We start from the raw sequence: 24,384 nt of genomic DNA on the forward strand, positions 1-24,384 counted from the left end.
AATGGTGCATCCGAGGGCAAAGGGTACACACAGGAATCCACTCTGACGGCTTTAGATATGATCCCCGGGCAGCTATATGAGACCATAGTTGTAACATGGGATGAATCAATGAGGGGGAATGCCGCCCCCATCGGAGTTCTCTGTACCGGTGAGCGGAGTGTGACCCTCTACCTGTATCCTGGGACCCACACACTTGAGAATATACTCAGAAATAGAAAATTCACGGTGAACGTGACCCTGGATCCCCTCATCTTCACCGAGGCCACCCTTGGTGAACTCGGGGACGAGATGTTCTCATCCCACAGGGGATACCTTCACCTCCAGGGCGCCGATGCATTCTTCACCGCAGAGGTTGATTCTGTTAAGAAGGTGGTGAGGACCGACCGTTACGGTGAAACAGAGATCCACATCGTAAATGCAAGGACCCCTGAGATTTTCAGGGGTGAAGATTTCAGGATCGTCCTCAACAGGGGAATATACGCTGTTATAGAGTCACTAATAAATTACACCCGGGCCGGCTTCATGGACCCCCACGAGTTGATGGGCCGAATTCGTGAAATGAACAGGGTTGCAAGGAAGGTTGGGGGACCCCGTGAACGGGAAGCCATGAAAAGGATAATAAGGGCCCTTGAATCGAAGGATTTTAAGTGATCGACCTCTGATAGCTTCAGAACAGAACCGCGGCCCCCAATCATCACCCAACAATAACGTCTACGAACCGGAATTCATCCACACTGAAAAGTCCCCTATCACCTATTTTCAGTTCAGGGATAACAAGAAGTGATAGGAACGACATCGTCATGAATGGGGCACTCAGGGTGCAGCCAAGTTCATGAACAAAATCGTTGAGGTCCTCCATCCTGGATGCGACCTCCTCTGCATTTCCATCTGACATTAAACCTGCAACCGGGAGTTCAAGGGTCCTTTGGTCATCATCTGAAACAGCCACAAGCCCCCCACCTGTTTTTTTGAGGATATCGACCGCCCTCTTCATGAGTTCTGAATCTGTGCCCACTGTTATGACGTTGTGTGAGTCATGGGCCACAGTTGAGGCAATGGCCCCTTCCTTAAGTCCGAAGCCATGAACGAATCCATTGGAGATGTTCCCCTTACCATAACGATCTATAACCGATACCTTAAGTACGTCCAGGGATGGGTCCGGGGCTACGAAACCATCATTTACCCCAAGTCTCTTCTGCAACTCCCCTGTCACTATCTGGCCATCGAATACATCAATTACCCTGACAGTGACCTCATCATCTGATTTCACCTCAAGATCCTCTGCAGTGAAATCAACGATTTCAAGGCGGTTCATCTTCCTGTGACTGGTTTTAGGGGCTTCCAGGTATCTTCCATTCTCTGCAACGACCCTTCCATCAATGTAGACCCTCTTAACATTGAAGTCCCTTAGGTTATCAACAACCACCATGTCGGCTGCCCTTCCAGGTGCTATGGCCCCTGTATTGAGGTTGTAGTGATCTGCAGGGTTCACGGTAGCCATCTGCACAGCTTTAACAGGGTCAACACCGTATTCAACAGCCCTTCGGAGTATCCTGTCCATGTGACCCCCCAGGAGGTCTGCTGGGTGGATATCATCTGATACCAGGAAGTCACAGTCGACGGCTACAAGGTCCCTGAGGTTCCTTGCGCTGGAGCCCTCCCGCGCCATTATCTTCATTCCAAGTTCCCTTTTCTCAAGGGCCTCTTCGGGACTCACACATTCATGTTCTGTGGATATACCGGCCCCTATGTATGCACACAGTTCATTACCTGATAGTAGGGGGGCGTGGCCGTCCACCGGCTTATTGTGTTTCCCTGCAGCATCTATCTTCTCCATTACTTTCTCATCCGCTGATATCACACCGGGGAAGTTCATCATTTCGCCCAGTGCCACCACAGAGTCCCTTGAAAGGAGGTCCTCTATCTCCCTGGCTGAGAGCTCTGCACCTGATGTCTCAAAGGGTGTTGCAGGTACGCAGGATGGTGCCGTGAAGTAAAATTTCAGGGGTGTGTGCGAAGCATCCTCCAGCATGAACTCAACACCCTCAACACCCATAACATTGGCTATCTCGTGTGGATCAGAAACAACAGCGGTGGTGCCATGGGGGATTGCAGCGGCTGCAAAGGATGATGGGGTGAGCATTGAGCTTTCGATGTGGACATGGGCATCCACAAATCCCGGGAGGATTATATCGGTGAAGTTCCCCTCCACCCTCCGGACACATGTTATCATGCCACCTGAAAATTCAACCTCTGCAGGGTATATATCCCCTGTGAAGACGTTGAGGATGTTACCCCTTATCATCTAATCCCCCAGGTTGTTCATCTTTTTGAGTTCATGGAGGAGTATGGGGATGAACGCACCCACATCTGTAACCACGCTCACAGCCTGTGAACTGCCCCTGTCAGAGAGCTTCGTTACGGTTGCCGGGTTTATATCAACGCATATTGTCTTTACACGTGATGGGAGTATATTTCCAGTGGCTATTGAGTGGAGCATGGTGGCTATCATTATGACCATGTCGAGGTCCTGAACGTACTTCCTCATCTCATTCTGGGCCTCCATGACATCGGTTATGACGTCAGGAAGCGGCCCATCATCCCTTATTGAACCTGCAAGGACAAATGGCACGTCATTCTTTATGCACTCATACATTATCCCTGACCTGAGGACCCCCTTCTCCACTGCATCCCTTATTGAACCGGCGCGGTTTATCTCGTTTATTGCATTGATATGGTGTCTGTGACCCCTGCTTACGGCCTCACCCCTCTCAAGGTTAACCCCGAGTGAAGTGCCGTACAGGGCTGACTCTATATCATGTGTAGCAAGGGCGTTACCTGCAAAGAGCACATCTATAAAACCACGCCGTATCATCTCTGCAATCACAGGTGCAGAACCTGTGTGCACAATTGCCGGGCCACCGACAAGGCCTATCTTACCCCCCCTCCTTTTAATATCGGTTATCTCAGAGGCTATCTTCTTTATGGTGGTCACAAGGGGTTTCTCACTTGAAACATCACTGCCCATGAATTCAAATACCCCCTGCTTACCCCTGGGCCTCTCGGGTGGTACCACCTTTATTCCTTCCCTTCCAACAACAACCAGGTCCCCCTCCCTTATGTCCCTGATGGGTTTGCACCGGGCAGTTTTTGCCTCAGGGTCAACGACTATCATGCAGTCCATCTCTATCCCCTCAACCTCCAGCCATTCGCCTCCGTGGTAAATGAAGGTCTGATGGTTGGTTGTGGAGTAGAAGTCATCAGGGAGAACCCTGTCCATCGGGGCTCTTTTCAGCTCAACCTCCCTTATCTCTGCTATGGACGCCCCTATCTCACTGAGTTCATCCAGGATTTGGTTGAGGAGTGATGGTGTCTCCGCCTCCACAAGTATCCTTGCATGGCTTGGATCAGATTTTCTCTTTCCTATTTCGATTTCAAGTATCTGGAAATCCCCGCCCATATCCATTATTATATCAAGGGCCCTGGGGAGTATGAGACTGTCAATTATGTGACCCCTGAGTTCCACCTCTCGAGTATTCATGATTTACACCACCGGGATTGATAATTAAATGGTTGGCCAACAAAGTATATAAAATCTGCTGGGATCAGGAAGGGAATCCGGGCTTTTAGATGCTTTAAAGAATTATAAAAGTGTCAGAAGGTCATAGATTATCTTGGCCGCATTCACAGATGTCTGATCCCCAAAGCCGGTGGATGCAACTTCCACCACATCAAAACCAACCACATCCTTCCTGGAGAGAACCTCAGCGATATCCTCGAGAACCCATGGCGTGAGACCGCAGGGTGTGGGGTTACCAACGGATGGTGCATATGCCGGGTCAAGTACATCCATGTCGACTGAGATATATACAGGGTCCCTGATACCCTTGAGGGCATCAAGCGTCTCCTCAGGGTTTCGCATTACCTCATGGGCCATTATGCATCTTATACCGTTCTCCCTTACAAATGCAGCCTCATCGGCTGATGCCGAGCGAACACCAATCTGTATTACCTCCGCCCCGATTTCATGAACGCGCCTCATGACGGTTGCATGGGAGTACCTCTCGCCTGCATAGCGATCCGCCATATCCATATGTGCATCGAGGTGGATAACCACTGGGGCACCATCCCGGGATATGAGTTCCTCAACCACAGGGAGTGTCACCGTGTGCTCACCGCCCAGGGTGATGGGTTTGAGGCCCAGATCCAGCACCCCACCTATGGAGTCACCTATGAACTCTGCGGTTCTCTGGAAATTACCCGGCACCACATCCACGTCACCGAAGTCGAAGCATTTAACGCCCGGCTCTCCTGAAAACCTGAGGTTATATGATTCAAAGCTGTAGGATGCCTCCCTAACTGCCAGGGGGCCGAAGCGTGTCCCTGGAACATAGGTGGTTGTGGAATCAAAGGGGACCCCCAGTATTCCAAATGAAAGTTCCGGTATCCTCTCAGGGTCCGTTGTTGAAAAAGCAAATTTCAGAGGGTCTTCTGTATGTAAAAGCATTCAGATCAAAAACCTGATTTTATCAGATTGTAAAAAAGGAGTTTGTGGGATTATCCCTTGGTCCTCATGAGTTTCCTCTGACCGAGGGCCTCTATGTATTCCACCTCAACACCCTCAACCAGCTGGTCGCTCAGTTCATCAGGTATGGGTGTTTCAAAGGTTTCATAGGTTTCAAGGTCCATCAGCTGGACGTCTCCGCCCATTATTGCAAGAACCTGGGCTGTCCTCTTGTCGATTATGGGTATGTCAACCTTTGAGTCAACAGGTTTAACAAAGCTCCTCTTCTGGTTGTCAAAGATCCCAACAGCCTCAACACGGGCCTTTGCTGATCCATGCTTGCCCGGAGATGATGTTGAGATGTTTGTAATCTTTGATGCCTCACCATCAATGATCACGTACTTTCCAACCTTAAGTGTCTTAACTTCAACCACTTTCTTTGACATTAATTTTACCTCCTGTTAGAATGAGTGATATGAGACAGATGTATATCTATTAATCTGGTGCACATATATAAAAGCTTTATAGAAACAGTACCCCTTGTGATTAAATTGAATCTGATAAGAAGTGATTGAGATGAAGGTTGCTATAACATCAGGTAGCTCTGAAGGGCCCACCAGGCTCAATGCCTTTGACAACGCACTCCTTGAAGCTGGAATAGGTGACGTGAACCTCATAAAGGTTTCAAGCATACTCCCCCATGGCACGAAAATAGTTGAACTTCCACCCCTTGAACCCGGGTCCATGGTGAACTGTGTGCTCTCATACAAAATATCAGATACCCCCGGTGACCTCATATCCGCCGCCATAGCAGCTGCAACTTCAGATGAGTTCGGATGTGTCGTTGAGAACTCTGCGGTTAACAGAAACCCTGAGGATGTGAGGGAAGAGGCCATCTCAATGGTCAGATACATGATGTCTGTGAGGGGACTTGAAATAAATGAATTAATAGTAGAAGAAACAAACCATGTTGTTGAAGAGTGCGGGGCTGCTGTATCAGCGCTCATCTACCTTGATTGAACTCAAGAAGGGGGTTGAATGGAAGAATCAGACATCTACTACTGGAAGAGCATCGCAGTTAAAATGGCCGAGCAGGTTGAAAAGGCTGTTGCTCCCCTTGTAGGAACTCCAGATGCCGGGGAGATAATCAAAATGGGGGCTGATGGAACACCCACAAAACTCATAGACCTCGTGGCGGAGGATGAGGCCATAGGTGTGCTTGAGAACACCGATCGACCAGTCACCATAATAAGTGAGGAGATCGGTATTCTCCACATAAACCAGGAACCCCCGGATGAACCCAGAATAATCTTCGTTGTGGACCCCCTCGATGGTACAAGCAATGCAATAAGGAACATACCCTTCTACGGGATCTCTGTGGCTGTTGCAGAATATATCCCTGGAGGCGACCTCCCCTCCCTCAACAATGTCGTCATGGGTTTCGTGAAGAACTTTGCAACTGGAGACCTTTACTGGGCAATAAGGGGTCAGGGCGCCTTCCTGAATGATAAAAAAATCTGCGCATCAAGCCAGAACTCCCTGGATAGGACATCCCTCGGTGCATTCATCTACGGTACGAGATTCCGGAGGGTTGATAGCATCTGCAGGGTGATCCGCCGGATGCGCATTCTGGGCTCAGTGGCCCTTGAACTCGCATACGTTGCAAGCGGATCATATGACGCCTTCATGGACCTGCGGGAGAATCTGCGAATAGTCGACATAGCCGCATCCAAGCTCATCGTGGAGGAGGCCGGTGGTGTGGTGACAAATGAGAGGGGCGAATCAATAGACGGTCTGCTAAACGTCAAGGCAAGGACCTCACTTATCGCTGCAGGGAACATGGAACTCCACAAAAAGATAATGCAGACCCTGGAGGTCATCTGATGCATATAGGTATAATAGCCCGCTTTGATGTGCCTGAAGCCGTTGAACTTGCAGGTAAGGTGGCCTCATTCCTTCTGAACAGGGGTGTTGAGCTGAGCGTTGACCTCAAGATCACAGAGGAGCTACCTGAACTCCGTGAATACGGAAAGGACATCAGGGACATGGATGTCGACATGATACTGACCATTGGGGGGGACGGGACAATACTCCGCACCCAGAGTCTCATAGAGGGTAAGGAGATACCGATCCTTGGAATAAACATGGGCACGGTCGGTTTCCTCACGGAGGTTGACCCTGAAAATGTCTTCTCGGCCCTGGAGGATGTTCTTATTGGCAACTATGCCGTTGAGAGGAGAACCCTCCTCAGCGTATACCATAACGGTGAACTTCCATCAGCCCTCAATGAGGTTGTTATGATGACAAGGAAGCCCGCCAAGATGCTCCACATAGAGATATCTGTTGACGACGAGGTGGTTGAGGAGCTCAGGGCGGACGGTATAATCATAGCAACACCCAGCGGTTCAACAGCCTATTCCATGTCCGCTGGGGGTCCGATAGTGGATCCCCGTGTGGAGGCCTTCCTTATAGTCCCCATCTGCCCCTTCAAGCTTAGCGCCAGACCACTGGTTGTCTCCAATAAAAGTGTCATCAGGGTCAAGCTCTTGAGGAAGGGCAAAAAGGCCATCGCAGTGATTGATGGGCAGTATGAGGAGGAGATCAACCACATGGAGGAGGTTGTATTTAAAAAATCGGATCACTGCGCCCACTTTGTAAGGCTCAGTAAGGACTTCTACAGGAAGGTGCGTGAGAAGCTCATAGAGGGGGGTATAGACTCAATAAAGAGTTAAAGCTGATTTTAAGCTCTTGTAGTCGCAATGGTTAACCAAAGCCATTTAACTGGACTAATGTTATACAGATGACCAAAGACCTCAAAACCATCTCAAAACCCAAAAAAGGTTAAAAAAGGTTAAAAAAGGTTATACGGATGACCAAAGACCTCAAAACCATCTCAAAACCACTTGTTGTTGACCTCACACATGGTGGAGTTACCATTGCCCGTGAACTGAAAAAAATATCGGACCATGTCCTTGCATGGGACATATACGGGACACTGAAGGGCTCTGACCATGAAATGCTCCTTGAAATGGGCATCGATGAGGTCGATGGTCCCATAGCCGATTCAACCATAATAGCACCGGTCCACTGCCCGGTTAAAGCAGATATAACCCATCATGAGATAACAGGTCTTCTGCTGGGCCCCTGGAAAGAAGCACGTGGGATACCTGTGGTTGAGGTTACAGGCGTAAAGGGTAAGACCAGCACGGTATGGATACTCAGAAAGATCATGGAGAACCTGAATCCTCTCATCCTGAGCAGCCTGGGGTCCTATGCGGGTTCTGAACTCCTGAGGAGGGATATAAGTATAACCCCTGCCAGTATGATTGAGACCGTGAAACTCGCTGGTCCCCGTGATTATGGTTCAGCCATCTTTGAGGTCTCCCTTGGTGGCACGGGGCTTGCAGATGTGGGTGTGCTGACAAATATAGCCGAGGACTACACCATAAGAAGGGGCACATCAAGGGCCAGTTCCGCCAAGAGGCAGATATTCAAAAGCAGAATGGTCTGCTGCGACCTTCAGGCATTCAACAAGTACTACCGGAATTTTGAGGATAAAACAAACACATTCTCGGTTGACACCGGTGCCAGTGTCCATGCCACCGATATCAGGTACGGCCTTGATTCCACGGTGGCCAGTGTCATCGTGGAGGACCTTAAAACCATTGATGGTGACCGGATCAATACAGAGTTTGGAATTGAAACATTTGCACCTGCAGGGCACCATCTATCAAACGTCCTTGCCGCAGTCAGCGCCGCTCTCACACTTAACCTTGATGTGAGTGACATCCAGCAGGGGGTTAAGGGCTTCCAGGGAATACCTGGCCGCACATCAATCAGAAAAGTGGATGGTGCCTGCATAATAGAGGAGGTGAACCCTGGTCTGAATGTGAAGGCCGTCGAGTACACACTGAAAATGGCCGAGGACCTCCCTGATCCTGCAGTAATCATAGGTGGAAGATACGGTGTTACCTGTGAGGATATAGATGAGGACAGACTCTCTGAAATTCTTAGAGAATTCAGTGACCTCAACATCATGTTCACCGATGAACTGGGGTACAGTATAATGAGAAAAACCCATAAAAACAGCCCCTACTTTAAGTCCCCTGATGATGCACTGAAGGCTGCCCTTGAACATGAAACCGTGATCCTGATTTACAGGTCAGAGTACCGTGACCTCTCAAGAAGATGATGAGTAACGCAGTGTATGTAATCAGAAATTGGGTTTTTTTAATAATCGTGACTTTTTAAAAACTTATAAATAGGATGCCATAAATTTTTCAAGTGATTAACGTTTACTGGAGATGATTCATTGATAGCTGGAACAAGGGGGAGTCGCCTGGCACTGGTACAGACAGACCACGTCATTGATATGCTCAGCAAAATCTGCGGTGAGAGGATCGAAAGGAGAATCATAAAGACAAAGGGTGACAGGATAAAGGATTCCCAGCTTTACAGTATGGACTCAAGGGGTCTCTTCACAAGGGAACTTGACATAGCAGTCCTTGAGGAGGAGGTTGACTTTGCTGTCCATAGCCTCAAGGACGTCCCCAGTGACCTTGATCCTGAACTTGTGATTGCAGCGGTACCCCCACGGGAATCCCCCAATGAGGTCCTTGTATCCCGTTTTGACTGGGATGAACTTCCCCCCGGTGCTAAACTTGGAACAAGCAGTCTCCGGAGGGAGGCATTCTGCAATCATCACCAAAAAAATTTTAAGATGGAGCCCCTAAGAGGAAATATAGATACTAGGATAAGAAAGGTGATGGAAGGGGAAGTCCATGCAACCATAATGGCCGAGGCGGGTTTAAAGCGTCTAGGACTCGAAAATTGCATTAAAAAAAGATTCACTCTGGAATACTTCACGCCCGCCGCTGGGCAGGGGGCCCTGGCTGTTATAACAAGAAGAGACAGTGAACTGAGGGAATCAATTGAGAGGATAACCCACTACCCCTCCCAGCAGGAGGTCGCAGCCGAGAAGGCTCTCCTCCGGGAACTGGGTGCTGGGTGCCAGTGCCCACTTGGCGTTATAGCAAGGGCCTCTGATGGAGAGATCAATCTCTATGCTGTTCTTCTAACAAGAGATGGTGAGATACTCAAAAGAGTTAATGTTAAAGGATCTGTTGATAAAGCAGAGGAAATCGGTAAAAAAGCTGCCAAAGAAATGGAGGATTATATTTGAGAAAGATAAATGTGGGTGTAATCGGCGTTGGAGCCATGGGTTACAACCATGCCAGGGTTTACTACAGACTTAAAAATGCGAATCTTATGGCCGTATCCGACATAATGAAGGGAACACTCCAGAAGGTTGCCAACAAGTACGATGCTGTAGGGTATGTGGACTACGAGAACCTCCTTGAGATACCAGAGATAGAGGTAGTCAGTGTCTGCGTGCCAACCACCCACCATTACCGTGTGGTCATGGATGCCCTTGAACACGATAAAAACGTTCTTGTGGAAAAACCCATTGCATTCACACTTGAAGAGGCCAAGGAGATGGTGAAAACAGCCCGCAGGAAGGGTCTGAAGCTGGGGACAGGACATGTTGAAAGGTTCAACCCTGCTGTTCAGAAGGCGAAGGAGTTAATTGAAAATGATGTGATAGGGGACGTGGTTTCCGCATCTGCAAAGAGGGTAGGCCCATTCCCTCCAAGGATAAAGGACGTTGGTGTTACAATTGACCTTGCGATACATGACCTTGATGTCATGCACTACCTCTTCAGTGAACCCGTGGCAGAGGTGTACGCGGTCATGGGGAGCATACTAGAGAAGTGTGAATATGAGGACCATGCAGAGATAATGACAAAGTTCAGAAGCGGAATCACAGGGATGCTTGAGGTTAACTGGCTCACCCCCTACAAGAGGAGGAAGCTCGCCATCACAGGAACAGATGGTATAATAAACGTTGACTATATCGATCAGAAGCTGGATGTGTACGGAAAGTTCGCCCAGGACATCCAGATCAAACATGAGGAACCCCTCAGGAATGAAATCAAATCATTCCTCTCATCGGTTATCAACGATGAGGAGCCTGAGATAACCGGTGAGGATGGCATATACGCCCTTAGAACTGTACTTGCAGCCATGAAATCTGCGAGGGAACACAGGCCCGTGAAACTTAACGGTGATATTTGAGGTGCTTGTAATGGAAAATGAGCTTATAAAGAAGGCTAGGGAACTGAGGAAAAGGGGTTTTACAACAGGGGAAATTGCAGATGAACTGAACGTATCAAAGGATACTGCCAGGTGGCTGACGCTTCAGACCGCCAGTTCAGTTTCCCCAAAGGAAGTCCCTGTGGATTTTGCCATCAACTGGGAAAGCCTCGGCGGCAGTTCATCCCGTATGAGGTATGTTTCGGCTGCAATGGCAGACATGGCACTCAAGTACGGTGTTGCAGATGTTGTGCTCGGTATAGCCATAAGCGGCATACCATTCGCCACCCTCATGGCCGATGTTATGGGAGCTGAGACAGGTCTTGAAACATCCCTTGCCGTCTTCCACCCCGTGAAACACAGGAAGGATGAGGGGGCAGAGGGTGCCATAAGCAGCAACTTTGCAAAGGTGAAGGGCAAGAGGGTTGTGGTTGTTGATGATGTGATAACCAGCGGGAGGACCATAGGTGAGGTTGTAAGGGTCCTCAGGGAGCATGGAGCCAAACCCCTGGCGGTCACCGTCCTCATAGATAAGAAGGGGATCTCTGAGGTTGATGGTGTACCGGTCGAGTCACTCATAAGGGTCAGCAGACTTGGATGATAACCATCCCAATTCATTATCCCCACCTTACCCATGAGCACATCCCTAAAGACTTTTTTCATTCTCTAAAAACCTGAAATTTCACTCTAAATCCTTTTATGGTTTTTATACCCTATTTAACCTTTTAAATGGTTTTAAACCTTAATATCATCCCATTCAATTAAATGTGCTCTCCAGCACCTGTATACTGAACTCCATTTTTTAAATGCATTCAGTGTTCTGCCTAATACTGGGCTGCAGATCAGATGATTGATTAAAAGATTACCACAATCCCATCTAATTTTGAATTATTTTTTCAGATAAAATCGTCAGATATCGATAAGATTTCATTTAAACATAGTTAATACTATGTCAGGTCATGTATATGAAATCGGTTTTCTGAAAAACGTCAAAATTTTAAGGGAATTTTTTTCAGCCCTGAAAGACCTGTTCATTTATGGTGGAATTCTCCCCGGGCTCTGGGGGCCATCACTCCTTCTGGCATCGTCCGCACTTCTTGAAAAACAGTGCAGCCCCATAAACGCAGCGATATCCTTCATACTCCCCCTAACTGTGTACGCCTACGACTACCTTGCAGACTCCAGAGTGGATTCCCTCACAGACCCCCGGAGGTCCCTTTTCAGCGAACGGTGGGGTAAATCGATTATTGCATCATGTGCAGTCACAATTATCGTGCTGCTTGGCATATGCAGGGACCCCTTCATAACAGCTCTTACCGTGGTTCTTCTGACAGCAGGGATCCTCTACACAGGATTCTTCAAGAACCTCACAAGAAGAATTACTGGCTTTAAAAACATCTACTTGGCCATCATATGGAGTTCATGGACCGTTCTACCGGTAGATCCCTGTACCCTCACAGCATCGCACCTCGTGGTGTTCACATTCATTTTTCTGAAGGTATACGTGAACACCGCCTTCAGTGACTATAAGGATGTTGAATCAGACAGGCTGAAGGGACTCAAAACACTTCCTGCAGTTTACGGTGCAGATGGGAGTTCAGTTATCCTGCAATTTATAAACGCCTCTGGCGCGGTTTTTCTGTCTGCTGCTATAATCCTTGGACTTGTACCTGGTACAGGTGTTGCTGCGGTGATCCTTACCATCTACACCGGAATTTACCTACATCTGAAGGGGGAGATGGATATAAAAAGAGCCACACTCATTGCGGACCTTGAGGGTCCCCTTCACTTGATACTTATTCTGGGATCCTAAGGTGCCGTTTCAATTAAACCCCCTAAGGATCAGGGGCGGTACCTCAGTATCGCCCCTATACCCCCAAAGGCCCTCAGGAGCTGCATACCCTCCTCTGTCTCTGTTGATATGATCTCAACCTCGGTTCCAACCTCCTCGGCCATCTCAACCAGGTCATCGATCATATCCCTCCTGTCTGAGAGCCTCATCTGATCGTTACATTCTGGACAGGTTTCGGTGTCCGGTAGATCCTTACCTGTCTTCTCCATACTGTGACCACATGAGGCGCACTCGTAGGTTCCCCTCTGGTATTTGAGGTCCTCTGAGAGCAGTAAAACCTCAACTGCGCCCATCTGGAGGTGCTGTCGGACCTCCCTCTCACCATAGGATGCAAGTCCATCCTCATTTATGAGTTCCCTCAGGAAGCGCTGGACCAGTTTCTTCTCCCTCATCACATCAATTTCACTCAGGACGTCCATTGACTTGTCGATGACCTCCCTGATACCGAATTCCCCTGTGTATGATGTGTCCACCGTGGTTATGACCTTCTTCTTGAGTTCATGGTGAAGGTAGTCCCCATTGAGGAACTCCTCCTTGGTGTGGCCAGGGCCCCCGAGGATGATGCCCTTGAGGTCCTCTATCTGGAGGAAGGCCTCGTTCATGTGCTCCCCTATCCTCTTGAGGAACTCGTGGGCTGCCAGGTCTATGAGGCGGTCGAACCTCCTCTGGGACTGACCACCCGCCTTGTGCTTACCTGGAACACCACTTGTGAGGGTCTTTAGGATGTCTATCCTCTTACCCCTGAGGGTTGCGATGGTCGCCTCCTTTCTATCAAGGACAGCCAGGCCGTAGGTCTCCTTCTCCTCAAGCATCTCCCTGAGGGGTTCAAGGTAGAACTCCGAGTTACAGTGGTATATGTAGGTCTTTATGGGTTCAGGTGGCTCGAAGACGTAGGTTTCCATCTTCTCTGTGCCGGGGCCTCCCCTGGGAACCATCCCCACGAACATCACAAGGCCCTTCTCGGGTGGTCTCGGGAAAAGCTTCAGCCTCTGCATTATAACCTCAATTGCTGACTGCACATTCTTCTTGGTCTGCTTGCTCTTGATGTTGGCGCTCTGGCTCAGCTCCTCCCTCATATGCTTTGCAACGTCACTGATCTGCCTGTCGGGGGGTATGTATACCGATACAAGCTCTGTCCCCCTTCCCCTCTTATCTGAGAGTTCCTGGAGGGTTCTCTTGAATTCGAAAAGCTCCTTTGATGATGGTTCACTCACTATGAATCACTCCTCATGAAAATGATAAAATAAACTGTAACTGTATATGGGGCGGGGTAATTATAAAGTTTACTGGATGTCGGGAGAAAAGATATAAGTGGATTCAGCCATAACTGGAAAGGAAGAGTCAACTAATTTTCACGGTGGATCGTTATGAGAATTGTTATTACCATTGGAGGATCAATCCTGATAAGTGAATTCACACATGAAATGTTCAGGGCATACGCCGATATTCTGAATTCACTGAGGAATGAACATGAACTGTTTGTGGTTGTGGGTGGGGGCAGACCAGCCCGTGATTACATAGGGCTTGCACGAAAACTGGGGGCAGGGGAGGCCCAGTGCGATGATATAGGAATCGATGTCACAAGGTTGAATGCAAGGATCCTGATAACAGCCCTCGGTGAAAGTGCGTACCCATCTGTACCTGAAAACTTCAGGGAGGCCGTCAGGTTTGCAGCGTCGGGCAGAATAGTTGTGATGGGTGGTACCGAGCCTGCCCACAGCACCGACGCAGTTGGGGCGATACTGGCCGAAACAGTTGGGGCCGACCTCATGATAAACCTCACGTCGGTTGATGGTTTCTATGACAGGGACCCCCAGAAGTACCCGGACGCAAGGTTCTACCCTGAGATCAGCGCCAGTGATATGCTGGAGCACCTCAGCGAATCCGATGTGAAGGCCGGTACCTACGAGTTCTTTGACCATACAGCCCTGAAGATGATAAAGAGGTCAGGGATAAAGACCATCATAGCCAATGGCAGTGACCCTGAGAACCTTCTGAGGGCAATCGATGGTGGGATAGGAACCACTGTTATCCCTGAATAAATGTGGAAACTTAAATTCATCAAAAAATGGAGGTAAAGAGAATGGTTGAACCGCACAAGCACTGTCCTGTATGCAGCACCCCCATACCCATGGATGAGGTGACCTGTTCAGAGAGGTGCCAGGAGATCCTATCAAAGAATCAGCAGAGGGTGAGGAGAACAAGGACAATCTTCTACCTTGTATTCGCGCTTTTCATTGTGGTGTGGGTTGTGCTCTCAATAAAAAGGTAGCTGATTTTATTCGGGTGGCTCACGGTGACCTCAGCACCGCCACCCCATACACAACAAGTATAAGACCAACTGCGACACCCACGAAGGCAGGGTTGAACGAGAGCGCCCCCATAAGGATGTATATGACCCCCAGGATGGCGCTGATTATACCAGCATTTCTTTTCAGGTAACTCTGGGAACCTGCTGCAAGTATCAGTATCGCCGCAACAAGCAGGAGGATGCCAGTAACGTAAAGCCAGACCCCGGCAAGTTGATTTATGAGGAAGACCCTGAAGACAAGCATGAGGCCAACTGCAAGGGTTATAACTGCAAATATCATCCAGAGTATCCCCACCTCCATGTACCTCCTGGCCATGATGGCATTTGCAAGCATCCACAAACCAAGGCCCGAGAGCACAAGACCCGTGAGTATGCTTATGGCTGTTACACCTGAGATCGGAGATACAAGAAATACAATACCGAGAATAACCGAGAGGAGACCCATCCATTTTTTCAGCATCATCTCACCGGTCTGTTATTATGTTCATCTGATTTTATATATTTTATGAAATTTCATCTGATTTTTACATAAACCTGAGGATCACCACGAAGCCCCTGACAAGAAGCAGGACTACTCAAACCTAAATGATCATCCTGAAACCCGTGACAAGGAGCAGGGCTATGAAAAGGTACCTTATGTACCTCACGTCAATCCTGTGGGCTACCATAACACCAAGACGTGAGGCCGGGACACTCATGAATGCAATGGCCGTGAACTGGACCAGGTTAACATATCCCACAGAAAACTGGCCCCCAGGTCCGCTCAGGAGATAGGAGACTGTACCCGATGCTGCGGTCATCGCAATCACAACCGAGGATGTCCCAACAGCCTCAAGGACATCGAAACCTCCAACCAGCACCAGGAGTGGTACGAGGACCACTCCACCACCGATGCCAAGGAGACCTGAGAGGAAACCTGCGATGAAGCCCAGTGAAATGGCGGCATTCCTTTTCCCATGGGATGGTGAAACCCTGGACGACAGGAGGAGCTGCAGTGAAACAAGGATCAGGAGCAACCCAAATACCGCCTTTAGGACCCCTGCGGGTGATGATGTGGCAGTCAGAACCCCCAGGATGCTTCCGCATACACCGAGAGCCCCCATGGGTATGGCCCTGCCTGCATCAACACAGCCCCTCCGGTAATGTGAGTAAGCCCCTGTGAGGGCAGCTGGGAGAATAACTGCAAGGCTGGTTGCAAAGGCTGTCCTTATTGCAATATCCTCTGGTGTGCCTGAGGACTCCATTAAAAAGAAGAGCACCGGCGCTATTATGAAGCCTCCCCCGACACCCAGGAGGCCTGTTGCAAGTCCAGCCACTATGCCTGTGAGAAGAAGTGCCGCAATATAGAATACCGGATCCATCTTATAACCTGAGGTGTTCAGTCATCAATCATTACCACGATTAATTTATAAGTGACAAGATCCATATCTCTCCCTGCTAATTAAATTAATTTCTTCTGGTGAGTAACTTTGAGATCAGACAGATTCATGGCAGCCGGCATAATCTTCATTGCACTGGCAATCACACTCTTCACCACAGACATCCTCGACCCCATAATAACACCATTCACACATGTATTCCTCATGGGCTCCTCAGAGGGCAAGGATGTGATATTCTTCACCATAATGGGGACCATGTTCCTCCTTGCACCCCTCTTCAGGGAGGGTGGAATTTTTGGCCCTGAAGGCCTCGATAAGAACACCTACCTCTACATCTCGGCGATTGTAGCATTTGTAACATACCTCACCGGCCTTGCAGTTGAGTTGGCACTCCGCCTTCAAATGGGCGTATCACCATTCACGACCTTCATATCAATGAATCCAGCTGCCTCAACAAGCCTGACACACTCCCATGTATTCAAGGCAAGCCTCAGCCCCCTCACCGGCCTTGTAGTGCCTGCCTCATCAGACATCCATACAGGTTCATCACTGGCAGGTCACATCCCATTCCTTCTCCCGGTTACAATCATCTCAATCACAATGATATACATCTTTGGGCTTCTATCAACAGGTGACAGGAGGGATTTCCATGTGGCGATAGTCATATTCGCCACAGCATCCACAATAATAGGTATAATAGACGGGGGACTCTTCTCAACCCCCGCACTTGTCGGGCTATCCGGGATTATAGGTATGAGCGCCCTCAGGGTCCCCTTCAGCCCAGGGAACCTTAAAATACCGGCACTCATAATAGCCTCACTGGTGGTTCTGAGGGTGCTCCTTGGAATCCTGGGGTCAGTGCCCGGGTACTATGAGGTCACCATCATTGAGCCATCCGGCAACCCCAACCTTGAGGGGCTCCCTGTTCTCTCAGAGGAGAGAAAGGGTGATACGCTGGTACTGAAACTTTCACCGGATCAGAACGAGATGGTGCTCCTTGATAGGTTAACCCGCCGCCTTGATGGTAGATGCAGCGGGTTCTTCATGACATGGAACTTCTTTTCATTCTTCTGAAGGAGGATAATGGATGAAACTCAGCATAATCATACCCACATACAATGAGGAGGAATATCTACCGGCGCTGCTTGAGAGCATAAGGAAACAGGACTTTACAGACTACGAGGTTATAGTGGCAGATGCAGACTCTGAGGATAATACCAGGAAAATCGCAGAGGAGTACGGCTGCAGGGTGGTTGAGGGTGGCATGCCCGCAGCCGGTAGAAACCGGGGGGCTGAGGTCGCCAGGGGAGAACTCCTCCTCTTTCTGGACGCCGACCTTGTCCTCACCGACGGGTACCTCAGGGATGCTGTAGAGGAATTCGAATCAGAGGAGCTGGGAATCGCCATAACCCAGATGATACCCCTCTCAACAAGAAGGCGTGACAAGATACTCCACGAATTCGCAAACAGATTCATGATACTCGTTGAATCCATTAAACCCCACGGGGCAGGCTGCTATGGAATACTCACCCGTAAGGAACTTCATGAAAGGGTTGGTGGTTTCGATGAATCCCTTGACTTTGGAGAGGATACCGACTACATTGAGCGCATAGGTAAGATAAGCAGGTTCAGGGTTCTGAGGAAGCCGAGGGTTCTGGTATCCATAAGAAGGCTTGAAAAGGAGGGCCTCAGGAACCTGGCATTCAAGTACACAAAGAGCACGATATATGACTTCATGGGAAAGAAGGTGAGTGCAGGTGACCTCAAATACGAATTCGGGCACTCCAAGAAGAAGAGGGTTCTCTACTCTGTCTGCGGTGAGGGGATGGGACACGCCATAAGGAGTGGTGTGATCCTGGACAAGCTAACGGAAGATCATGATGTCCTCATATTTGCAAGTGACCGCGCCTACAGGTACCTGAGCAGCAAATTTGATAATGTCCATGAGATATACGGCTTCAACACGGTCTATGAGGATAACAGTGTAAATGACATCAAAACATTCGTAAAGGCCATGAAAACATTCCCCAGGGACCTCAAGGAGAACCTCAAACTCCTCTACAGGATAGCGAAAGATTTCAGGCCGGATGTTGTGGTGTCTGACTTTGAGTTCTATGCCAGTGTCATAAGCAACATGCTCAGGATACCCCTGATAAGCATAGACAACATGCACGTCATAACCCAGTGCAGGATAGAGTACCCTGAGAAATTCAGGCGGGACAAGATCAAGGCCGCGGCTGTTGTGAGGTCATTCATTGTGAGGCCCAGGCGATATCTAATAACCAGTTATTTCTTCCCTGAGGTCAAAAACCCCGAGAAGGTATCCATGTATCCCCCTGTCCTGAGGGAGGAGATAATGAATCTTGATCCTTACTATGGGGACCATGTGCTGGTCTACCAGACCAGCAGGTCAAACAGGAGGCTCATTGAGATCCTGAAGAACCTGGACAGGGAATTCATCGTATACGGCTTTGACAGGGATGAAGTGGATGGGAACCTCACCTTCAGGAGATTCAATGAGGACCAGTTCTTCAGGGACTTTGAGTCTGCGGCTGCTGTTATAACAAACGGCGGCTTCACACTGATAAGTGAGGCCCTCTACCTGCGAAAGCCAGTCTACAGTGTTCCTGTTAAGGGACAGTTCGAGCAGATACTCAATGCGGTGTACCTTGAGAAGCTGGGCTACGGCGAATTCCATGAGGAGACAGAAAGGGAGACTCTTGAGGGGTTCCTTGGGCGACTTGACATCTACAGACGGAACCTTGAGGACTATGATGGGGGTAACAACGAGATAATAGATGCCCTTAGGAGGGCAATAGATGAATGTTCAAGGGGATGTTAAACCGCAGAACCGTTCCTGAAGGTTCTTTAGCTGTTTTTCTTATTTTTAAGTTCTGAAGGACTATAAATTGAAAAAAATAGAAGATTATAGTGTCTATCTGAAAATCCATGATTTCAGAACAAGTATACAGAATATAAAGAAAAAATTTATTCTGAATTTCCCAAAAACAGTGCAAAGAAAGATCCTGATAAAAACTCATTAAAAATTGTTCCTGGTGTAACTAGAGTGTCACACCAAGATCAAGCTGCTCTGTGAGCTCCTTGTACCTGTTCCTTATTGTCACCTCGGTTACACCTGCAACCTCTGCAACGTCCCTCTGGGTCTTGCGCTCCCCGAGGAGGACCGATGCGATGTATAGGGCTGCTGCTGCAACACCGGTGGGGCCCCTGCCTGATGTGAGACCGTTCTCCATTGCCATCTCTATGATCTCAATGGCCTTGGACTGGACCTCCCCTGAGAGCCCCAGTTCACTTGCGAACCTTGGCACGTAGTCAACAGGGGATGTTGGCGGCAGCTTTATGTTGAGTTCCCTTGTTAAGAACCTGTAGGTCCTTCCAACCTCCTTCTTGCTGACCCTTGAGACCTCCGCGATCTCATCGAGTGTCCTGGGTACATTGCAGCTTCTGCATGCCGCGTATAGTGACGCTGCAACGACTCCCTCAATGCTTCTTCCCCTGATGAGTTTGTTCTCAACGGCTCTCCTGTAGACCATTGATGCGGCTTCCCTGACGCTTCTCGGTAACCCCAGCCTTGAGGAGTCGCGGTCGAGTTCGCTTAGGGCAAATGCGAGGTTTCTCTCTGTGGCCCCTGAGATCCTTATCTTCCTCTGCCATTTCCTGAGGCGGTACCACTGGGCCCTGTTCCTTGCGGGGATGTCCCTTCCGTATATGTCCTTGTTTCTCCAGTCTATCATGGTTGATAGACCCTTGTCGTGTATGGTGTAAGTTATGGGTGCCCCCACCCTTGTCCTCTTGTCACGCTGTTCATGGTCAAAGGCCCTCCATTCTGGACCCATGTCAACCAGGTTATCGTCTATGACAAGACCGCACTTTCCACATACTATTTCAGCCCTTTCGTAGTCGCCCCTGAGATCCTCGGAGCCGCACTCAGGGCATTTTGTTTCCTTCTCTATTTCAGAAACATCAGACCTCATTTTCTCCTTCGTTTCCTTCGCCCCCATTTTTTCACATTCTTTATACCCACGTATAAAGTCTCTCCAGCTCGGTTCTCAAACTTTTCAGATTTTATTGCACGAACTGGTTTTACTGATATGTATGGATTTCGTGTTGGACCGAAGATGTCGTGCACTTTCCCTATCATTCTCCCTTCAGAAGTAAAAACGGGTGCTCCAAGCTGCGGTGTTCTGGTGGAACGTACTACGATTCTTCCCTTGCTGGAGACATGTGAAATATTCCCTAAACTCTTCATAATTCACCGAAAATTTTATATAGTGTACTCTTTACCTACTACTATATAAATGTTTCGATAATTTTATATTAAAATAGTGTTTGATGTACAGGGATGCGCATGGTTTGGAGTCAATCCCCAGGGGCCATTATGTATCTCCCGTAATACAGCGCCGCGAGAAAACCTATAATGGTGGGTGCAAAGTAACTTGCGATTCTATCAACCACACTGGCAGCCATGACATAATCAGCCCCTATCCCTGCAACAGCAAATAGACCCACAAGTATACCCTCCCTTAACCCAAGGGATCCCGGTAGAAGCGGCAAAAGTGATATCAGAATCCCAACTGTGTAAATTATTATAAGGGGCACTGCAGGTGGTGAAACCCCAACCGCCAGGAAGCAAACATAGAGTCGGCAAACGTCAAGGGCCCACATTCCAAGCGAAACAAAAAAACCGGCTATAAAGACCCTCTTATCAGTTATCGCTGTTGAAAAGCCCTCACTGAACCTGTTTATATAGAATATGACCCTCTCATGTATTCTAGAGAAACTGATATCACCCTTCCTGAACCTTGAAACCCACTCCACAGCTCTTCTCACAACAGAAAGCGCAAGCCTCTGGGCAATATCACGGTTCATTCCTGCATAGATTGCAGCTGAGAAAAATGCGATTGTGAAAAAGATGAGAATACTCACAATAACCCTCGTCCAGATGGATATGCTCCAGGTCATGATGAGGACCGCTGAGAGAATTGATATAACCGCAAAGGGTATGAACTCAAAGACCCTGTCTGCCGTTGAAGACGCGAAGCCTATCTCAAATGGGGTCCCCTCAACCTCCCGCAGGAGGTATGCCCTCAGTGGCTCGCCACCTGCGGCCCCCGGGGTTATGTTGTTACCGAAGATGCTTGCAAAAAGAAGCATCATGAGCCTGGGAAACGATGGGGCATCATCAACCAGGTTCAGTATAAGCCTCCATCTCACCGTCCACAGCACAAGTATAAGTGCCTCCAGCAGAAAGTTCAGTGCAAGAAAATAGGGGCTGGTCCTCTCAAGGGCCCTCAGAATATCCCCAAAGCCTGCAAATAATCCTATAATGAATATCAAGACAGCAACAGCAATGAAGGAGAGAATTATGGTACGCTTATTCTCCCCAATGTAAGCAAAAACGTCCCTCTCTCCCATGGAAACCCACTACTTCAATCCAAGAATCTCAGAAAGGGTGAAGCCCTCGGCAAGTTTCTCCTTGATGGATGATTCCTTCTTTTTGATTTCCGTTGCTGCACGAACAACGTCAGGTACAATTTCAGCGGGAACCACAACCACTCCAGATTCATCTCCAAATATGAGGTCTCCACTCTCAACTCTGACACCGTCGCACTCAAGGGTCACGTTGAGCCCCCCCTCTGCGAGGGGTTCTCCGGCGCATGGGACATAATCCCTGGAGAATACCGGAAAGTCAATTTCAAGAAGTGCATCCCTATCCCTGCAGGATCCATAGATCACAGCACCTGCTATACCCTTGGCCATGGCTGTTTTTGATGTGAGCTCCCCCCAGACAGCCATATCATCGCCATCAGTCCCTATGAAAACAACATCACCTTTACCTGCAGCGTCTATTGCCATTACCGAGGTCCCCCAGTCACTGCTTGGTGTGCTTGCGGTAACAGCCCATCCGCAGAGCCTGAGGTTGTTAACGGGCTTTATGGAGGGTATAACCCCATTTATACCGGCCACCGCCTTGAGTGCATCTGAAACCTGGGGGGCCGATATGTTAGAAAGAAGCCTCAGGGGATCCCCTGGGCTGCGGAAACTTCTCAGGCGTTCAATGGGTTTTATGCCCTTTATGGCCATATAATCAATCCTGGGGAGTTGTAACCTCTTCTACCATGGTTTTTCCAGCTACAACTTCGTCAACACTGTGAATAGATCCCCCATAACTCTCAATGGCCCTTGTTATCTCATCAAAATCCAGGTCGTTTCCCTGAATCGTGACCTTGATGTTCTCTGTCTCCTTATCGATCTCCATGAGGGTTATGTTAACACCCTCAACGCCCCTGAGTTCACTCAGGTACTTGGCATATTCAGGTATTATGGGTTCGTGTGGTTTTAGTATATCCAGAACAATTCTTATAAGGCCCTTAGCCACCATCTTTCCTCCATGATTCTTTAAAATGATATGGGTATTATGATAGAAAGGATATTTAAATATAGTCCCATTCCACGGCGGGACGTCTGTGATTATTTTATATATCAGTATCTCCATATAAAATATAGATATTATCAAGCTACTGAAAGGGCTTAATATGTCTCTTATAAAGCTTCAGCAGATAACCCATGAAATAAATGAACTTAAATACCAGGGAGAACTTGGAGTACCCATTCTCATCGAGGGCCGGAAGGACGAGGAGGCCCTGCGGGAACTGGGTGTCGAGGGACCCTTCATAAAGGTTTCAGGTTCCATGATGGGACTTTCTGAAATCGCCCTCCGGGCAGCAAGTGCCTCGAGGGTTATCATACTTACAGATTTTGACAGGAAGGGCAGTGAACTTGCAAAAAGATTGTACACTGATATACAGAGCCTTGGAGCGAATCCAGACCTCAGAATACGGCGAAGACTCATGGGAATGACCAGAAAATACATCAAGGACATACAGAGCCTTCCATCATACATCGAAAGGCTGAAGCTGGAGGTATGCCCGTACCCCCTTGATAATATCTGAAACTGTTATCATCATATTTTTCAATTTGATAACCAGTTCATTCCTCAAAGGAGGGTTTACATGGGAAAAGAAGAAATAAGTACAACCAAATACCTCATTCACGCTCAAATTAATGCTAACGGAATCGTTGAGAAACCTGATGTTGTTGGGGCAATATTTGGACAGACTGAAGGTCTTCTCAGCAATGACCTGGATCTCAGGGAACTCCAGAAAACAGGTAGAATCGGGAGGATCAAGGTCAACATCACATCCAGGGGTGGTAAATCAAAGGGGGAGATAATCATCCCGTCAAGCCTTGACCGCGTTGAAACCGCCATCCTTGCAGCTTCCCTTGAAACAATAAACCGTGTCGGGCCATGTGAAGCCTACATTCAGGTCACAAAGGTTGAGGATGTCCGTGCGGTTAAACGTAAAAGGGTGGTTGAGAGGGCCAAGGAGATATACGCCAGTATGATGGAGGAGGTTACCCCTGAAAGCCTCAGAATGATCGAAGAGGTCAAGGAGGCCATGAGGGTCCATGAAATCACAGAGTACGGCGAGGAAAAGCTTCCAGCAGGGCCCAACGTTGAGACCTCAGACGCCATACTTGTGGTGGAGGGAAGATCCGACGTCCTCAACCTCCTTAAATACGGTATAAAGAACGCCATTGCAGTTGAGGGGGTCAGTGTACCCCGAACCGTTGCCGAGCTCACAAAGAAGAAAACTGTGACGGCCTTTGTCGATGGTGACCGGGGCGGTGAACTCATCCTCAAGGAGCTCCTCCAGGTGGGGGACATAGACTACGTCACAAGGGCACCCAAGGGCAAGGAGGTGGAGGACCTTGAGAAGGATGAGATCATGATGGCCCTCCGAAACAAGGTGCCTGTTGAGCAGTTCTACCATGACCTGGGGATGCAGAAGGAAAAGAAGAAATCAGAGGACAAGATGGTGCTCCTCCGGAACATCCTGAAGGAACTTGAGGGGACAGGAAATGCTGAGATACTGGATGACGCCCTCAACATACTGAAGGAGGTCAAGGTGGAGAACCTCTACGATGAACTCAGCCGCGTCAACAACCACCCCTACGCGGTGGTCTTTGATGGCGTGATAACACAGCGCCTTGTTGACCTCTCATTTGAGAAGGGACTCAGATACCTTGTGGCTGTGAGGAGCGGGGACATTGTCAAGAAACCCCACAACCTCAAACTCATAACAGGCCACACCTGAACCCA

Annotated in this window: 27 protein-coding genes; 15 read left to right on the forward strand and 12 right to left on the reverse strand. The window is 48.8% G+C overall.

The window, feature by feature from the left end; translation table 11 throughout:
- Positions 1-108 precede the first annotated feature (108 nt).
- A complete protein-coding gene (locus AB9H23_RS04860; protein WP_370004369.1) occupies positions 109-651 on the forward strand; it encodes a DUF447 domain-containing protein in 543 nt (180 codons plus the stop codon).
- A gap of 43 nt (positions 652-694) precedes the next feature.
- Here AB9H23_RS04860 and ade read toward each other — a convergent pair whose 3' ends face one another.
- The 4 genes from ade to eif5A all read right to left on the reverse strand — a co-directional run bounded on the left by ade (position 695) and on the right by eif5A (position 4,950).
- Positions 695-2,305, reverse strand: a complete 1,611-nt coding sequence (gene ade / locus AB9H23_RS04865; protein ID WP_370004370.1) for an adenine deaminase — start codon at positions 2,303-2,305, stop codon at positions 695-697.
- Entirely contained in the window at positions 2,306-3,541 is a 1,236-nt protein-coding gene (locus AB9H23_RS04870; protein ID WP_147671698.1) for a TIGR00300 family protein, read from the reverse strand.
- 102 nt (positions 3,542-3,643) lie between these two features.
- Positions 3,644-4,507 carry an agmatinase gene (speB, locus tag AB9H23_RS04875; protein WP_147671697.1) on the reverse strand — a complete coding sequence of 288 codons (864 nt, stop codon included), beginning with the start codon at positions 4,505-4,507 and terminating at the stop codon, positions 3,644-3,646.
- 50 nt (positions 4,508-4,557) lie between these two features.
- Entirely contained in the window at positions 4,558-4,950 is a 393-nt protein-coding gene (gene eif5A / locus AB9H23_RS04880) for a translation initiation factor IF-5A (protein ID WP_147671696.1), read from the reverse strand.
- A 130-nt stretch (positions 4,951-5,080) separates the two neighbouring features.
- On the opposite strand from eif5A, the gene AB9H23_RS04885 reads away from it, so the two are divergent.
- From AB9H23_RS04885 to AB9H23_RS04920, 8 genes are all read left to right on the forward strand, one after another.
- A complete protein-coding gene (locus AB9H23_RS04885) occupies positions 5,081-5,524 on the forward strand; it encodes a pyruvoyl-dependent arginine decarboxylase (RefSeq protein WP_147671695.1) in 444 nt (147 codons plus the stop codon).
- 18 nt (positions 5,525-5,542) lie between these two features.
- Complete coding sequence (locus AB9H23_RS04890; protein ID WP_147671694.1) at positions 5,543-6,388, forward strand: bifunctional fructose-bisphosphatase/inositol-phosphate phosphatase; 846 nt, start codon at positions 5,543-5,545, stop codon at positions 6,386-6,388.
- A complete protein-coding gene (locus AB9H23_RS04895; RefSeq protein ID WP_370005948.1) occupies positions 6,385-7,236 on the forward strand; it encodes an NAD(+) kinase in 852 nt (283 codons plus the stop codon). Before AB9H23_RS04890 ends, AB9H23_RS04895 begins: the two co-directional genes overlap by 4 nt.
- 137 nt (positions 7,237-7,373) lie before the next feature.
- Positions 7,374-8,696, forward strand: a complete 1,323-nt coding sequence (gene cfbE, locus AB9H23_RS04900; RefSeq protein ID WP_147671692.1) for a coenzyme F430 synthase — start codon at positions 7,374-7,376, stop codon at positions 8,694-8,696.
- A 120-nt stretch (positions 8,697-8,816) separates the two neighbouring features.
- Complete coding sequence (gene hemC / locus AB9H23_RS04905) at positions 8,817-9,686, forward strand: hydroxymethylbilane synthase (protein ID WP_147671691.1); 870 nt, start codon at positions 8,817-8,819, stop codon at positions 9,684-9,686.
- The gene (locus tag AB9H23_RS04910; protein WP_370004371.1) at positions 9,683-10,639 is read left to right on the forward strand and encodes a Gfo/Idh/MocA family oxidoreductase; all 957 of its coding nucleotides are present in this window, start codon (positions 9,683-9,685) and stop codon (positions 10,637-10,639) included. The genes hemC and AB9H23_RS04910 overlap by 4 nt, the downstream gene beginning before the upstream one ends.
- 10 nt (positions 10,640-10,649) lie before the next feature.
- The gene (locus AB9H23_RS04915; RefSeq protein ID WP_147671689.1) at positions 10,650-11,258 is read left to right on the forward strand and encodes an orotate phosphoribosyltransferase-like protein; all 609 of its coding nucleotides are present in this window, start codon (positions 10,650-10,652) and stop codon (positions 11,256-11,258) included.
- A gap of 348 nt (positions 11,259-11,606) precedes the next feature.
- Positions 11,607-12,470: a UbiA family prenyltransferase gene (locus AB9H23_RS04920; RefSeq protein ID WP_370004372.1), complete on the forward strand. Its 864-nt coding sequence runs from the start codon at positions 11,607-11,609 to the stop codon at positions 12,468-12,470.
- Between the two features lie 29 nt (positions 12,471-12,499).
- Here AB9H23_RS04920 and prf1 read toward each other — a convergent pair whose 3' ends face one another.
- Positions 12,500-13,723 (reverse strand): peptide chain release factor aRF-1, encoded by a 1,224-nt coding sequence (gene prf1, locus AB9H23_RS04925; protein WP_370004373.1) that lies wholly within the window; start codon positions 13,721-13,723, stop codon positions 12,500-12,502.
- A 153-nt stretch (positions 13,724-13,876) separates the two neighbouring features.
- On the opposite strand from prf1, the gene pyrH reads away from it, so the two are divergent.
- On the forward strand, positions 13,877-14,551 hold the full coding sequence (gene pyrH / locus AB9H23_RS04930) for a UMP kinase (RefSeq protein ID WP_160322670.1): 675 nt from the start codon (positions 13,877-13,879) through the stop codon (positions 14,549-14,551).
- Between the two features lie 41 nt (positions 14,552-14,592).
- On the forward strand, positions 14,593-14,781 hold the full coding sequence (locus AB9H23_RS04935) for a DUF2116 family Zn-ribbon domain-containing protein (protein ID WP_013296085.1): 189 nt from the start codon (positions 14,593-14,595) through the stop codon (positions 14,779-14,781).
- A gap of 19 nt (positions 14,782-14,800) precedes the next feature.
- On the opposite strand, the gene AB9H23_RS04940 is transcribed toward AB9H23_RS04935, so the two are convergent.
- Together AB9H23_RS04940 and AB9H23_RS04945 are read right to left on the reverse strand one after the other, a co-directional pair.
- Positions 14,801-15,280, reverse strand: coding sequence for a DUF308 domain-containing protein (locus AB9H23_RS04940; RefSeq protein ID WP_370004374.1), 480 nt, complete (start codon positions 15,278-15,280; stop codon positions 14,801-14,803).
- A 121-nt stretch (positions 15,281-15,401) separates the two neighbouring features.
- Entirely contained in the window at positions 15,402-16,181 is a 780-nt protein-coding gene (locus tag AB9H23_RS04945; protein ID WP_147671683.1) for a sulfite exporter TauE/SafE family protein, read from the reverse strand.
- A gap of 108 nt (positions 16,182-16,289) precedes the next feature.
- On the opposite strand from AB9H23_RS04945, the gene AB9H23_RS04950 reads away from it, so the two are divergent.
- Together AB9H23_RS04950 and AB9H23_RS04955 are read left to right on the forward strand one after the other, a co-directional pair.
- The gene (locus AB9H23_RS04950) at positions 16,290-17,273 is read left to right on the forward strand and encodes a hypothetical protein (RefSeq protein WP_321210928.1); all 984 of its coding nucleotides are present in this window, start codon (positions 16,290-16,292) and stop codon (positions 17,271-17,273) included.
- Positions 17,274-17,286: 13 nt separating this feature from the next.
- A complete protein-coding gene (locus AB9H23_RS04955; protein WP_321210929.1) occupies positions 17,287-19,041 on the forward strand; it encodes an MJ1255/VC2487 family glycosyltransferase in 1,755 nt (584 codons plus the stop codon).
- A 220-nt stretch (positions 19,042-19,261) separates the two neighbouring features.
- Here AB9H23_RS04955 and AB9H23_RS04960 read toward each other — a convergent pair whose 3' ends face one another.
- The 5 genes from AB9H23_RS04960 to AB9H23_RS04980 form a co-directional block, all read right to left on the reverse strand.
- A complete protein-coding gene (locus AB9H23_RS04960; protein ID WP_147672016.1) occupies positions 19,262-20,194 on the reverse strand; it encodes a transcription initiation factor IIB in 933 nt (310 codons plus the stop codon).
- Positions 20,191-20,469, reverse strand: coding sequence for a Gar1/Naf1 family protein (locus AB9H23_RS04965; RefSeq protein ID WP_370004375.1), 279 nt, complete (start codon positions 20,467-20,469; stop codon positions 20,191-20,193). The genes AB9H23_RS04960 and AB9H23_RS04965 overlap by 4 nt, the downstream gene beginning before the upstream one ends.
- Before the next feature lie 110 nt (positions 20,470-20,579).
- Entirely contained in the window at positions 20,580-21,635 is a 1,056-nt protein-coding gene (locus AB9H23_RS04970; RefSeq protein ID WP_013296092.1) for a UPF0104 family protein, read from the reverse strand.
- Positions 21,636-21,644: 9 nt separating this feature from the next.
- A complete protein-coding gene (locus AB9H23_RS04975) occupies positions 21,645-22,304 on the reverse strand; it encodes an RraA family protein (RefSeq protein ID WP_370004376.1) in 660 nt (219 codons plus the stop codon).
- 4 nt (positions 22,305-22,308) lie between these two features.
- Entirely contained in the window at positions 22,309-22,602 is a 294-nt protein-coding gene (locus AB9H23_RS04980; protein WP_013296094.1) for a DUF211 domain-containing protein, read from the reverse strand.
- Between the two features lie 154 nt (positions 22,603-22,756).
- Between AB9H23_RS04980 and AB9H23_RS04985 the strand changes: the two genes are divergently transcribed.
- Entirely contained in the window at positions 22,757-23,173 is a 417-nt protein-coding gene (locus tag AB9H23_RS04985) for a toprim domain-containing protein (protein WP_013296095.1), read from the forward strand.
- A gap of 60 nt (positions 23,174-23,233) precedes the next feature.
- On the forward strand, positions 23,234-24,379 hold the full coding sequence (dnaG, locus tag AB9H23_RS04990) for a DNA primase DnaG (RefSeq protein ID WP_147671676.1): 1,146 nt from the start codon (positions 23,234-23,236) through the stop codon (positions 24,377-24,379).
- The last annotated feature ends 5 nt before the right edge of the window (positions 24,380-24,384 follow it).

Origin of the sequence: Methanothermobacter sp. KEPCO 2 (assembly GCF_041228365.1) — an archaeon.
GTDB classification, from domain to species: Archaea; Methanobacteriota; Methanobacteria; order Methanobacteriales; family Methanothermobacteraceae; genus Methanothermobacter; species Methanothermobacter marburgensis.

Bases quoted from the DNA above. Each gene is read 5' to 3' on its own strand.
- AB9H23_RS04860 (WP_370004369.1), top strand. From the start codon at position 109: ATGAGGGGGAATGCCGCCCCCATCGGAGTTCTCTGTACCGGTGAGCGG.
- ade (WP_370004370.1), bottom strand. From the start codon at position 2,305: ATGATAAGGGGTAACATCCTCAACGTCTTCACAGGGGATATATACCCT.
- AB9H23_RS04870 (WP_147671698.1), bottom strand. From the start codon at position 3,541: ATGAATACTCGAGAGGTGGAACTCAGGGGTCACATAATTGACAGTCTC.
- speB (WP_147671697.1), bottom strand. From the start codon at position 4,507: ATGCTTTTACATACAGAAGACCCTCTGAAATTTGCTTTTTCAACAACG.
- eif5A (WP_147671696.1), bottom strand. From the start codon at position 4,950: ATGTCAAAGAAAGTGGTTGAAGTTAAGACACTTAAGGTTGGAAAGTAC.
- AB9H23_RS04885 (WP_147671695.1), top strand. From the start codon at position 5,081: ATGAAGGTTGCTATAACATCAGGTAGCTCTGAAGGGCCCACCAGGCTC.
- AB9H23_RS04890 (WP_147671694.1), top strand. From the start codon at position 5,543: ATGGAAGAATCAGACATCTACTACTGGAAGAGCATCGCAGTTAAAATG.
- cfbE (WP_147671692.1), top strand. From the start codon at position 7,374: ATGACCAAAGACCTCAAAACCATCTCAAAACCACTTGTTGTTGACCTC.
- AB9H23_RS04915 (WP_147671689.1), top strand. From the start codon at position 10,650: ATGGAAAATGAGCTTATAAAGAAGGCTAGGGAACTGAGGAAAAGGGGT.
- AB9H23_RS04920 (WP_370004372.1), top strand. From the start codon at position 11,607: ATGTCAGGTCATGTATATGAAATCGGTTTTCTGAAAAACGTCAAAATT.
- pyrH (WP_160322670.1), top strand. From the start codon at position 13,877: ATGAGAATTGTTATTACCATTGGAGGATCAATCCTGATAAGTGAATTC.
- AB9H23_RS04935 (WP_013296085.1), top strand. From the start codon at position 14,593: ATGGTTGAACCGCACAAGCACTGTCCTGTATGCAGCACCCCCATACCC.
- AB9H23_RS04940 (WP_370004374.1), bottom strand. From the start codon at position 15,280: ATGCTGAAAAAATGGATGGGTCTCCTCTCGGTTATTCTCGGTATTGTA.
- AB9H23_RS04945 (WP_147671683.1), bottom strand. From the start codon at position 16,181: ATGGATCCGGTATTCTATATTGCGGCACTTCTTCTCACAGGCATAGTG.
- AB9H23_RS04955 (WP_321210929.1), top strand. From the start codon at position 17,287: ATGAAACTCAGCATAATCATACCCACATACAATGAGGAGGAATATCTA.
- AB9H23_RS04960 (WP_147672016.1), bottom strand. From the start codon at position 20,194: ATGAGGTCTGATGTTTCTGAAATAGAGAAGGAAACAAAATGCCCTGAG.
- AB9H23_RS04965 (WP_370004375.1), bottom strand. From the start codon at position 20,469: ATGAAGAGTTTAGGGAATATTTCACATGTCTCCAGCAAGGGAAGAATC.
- AB9H23_RS04970 (WP_013296092.1), bottom strand. From the start codon at position 21,635: ATGGGAGAGAGGGACGTTTTTGCTTACATTGGGGAGAATAAGCGTACC.
- AB9H23_RS04975 (WP_370004376.1), bottom strand. From the start codon at position 22,304: ATGGCCATAAAGGGCATAAAACCCATTGAACGCCTGAGAAGTTTCCGC.
- AB9H23_RS04980 (WP_013296094.1), bottom strand. From the start codon at position 22,602: ATGGTGGCTAAGGGCCTTATAAGAATTGTTCTGGATATACTAAAACCA.
- AB9H23_RS04985 (WP_013296095.1), top strand. From the start codon at position 22,757: ATGTCTCTTATAAAGCTTCAGCAGATAACCCATGAAATAAATGAACTT.
- dnaG (WP_147671676.1), top strand. From the start codon at position 23,234: ATGGGAAAAGAAGAAATAAGTACAACCAAATACCTCATTCACGCTCAA.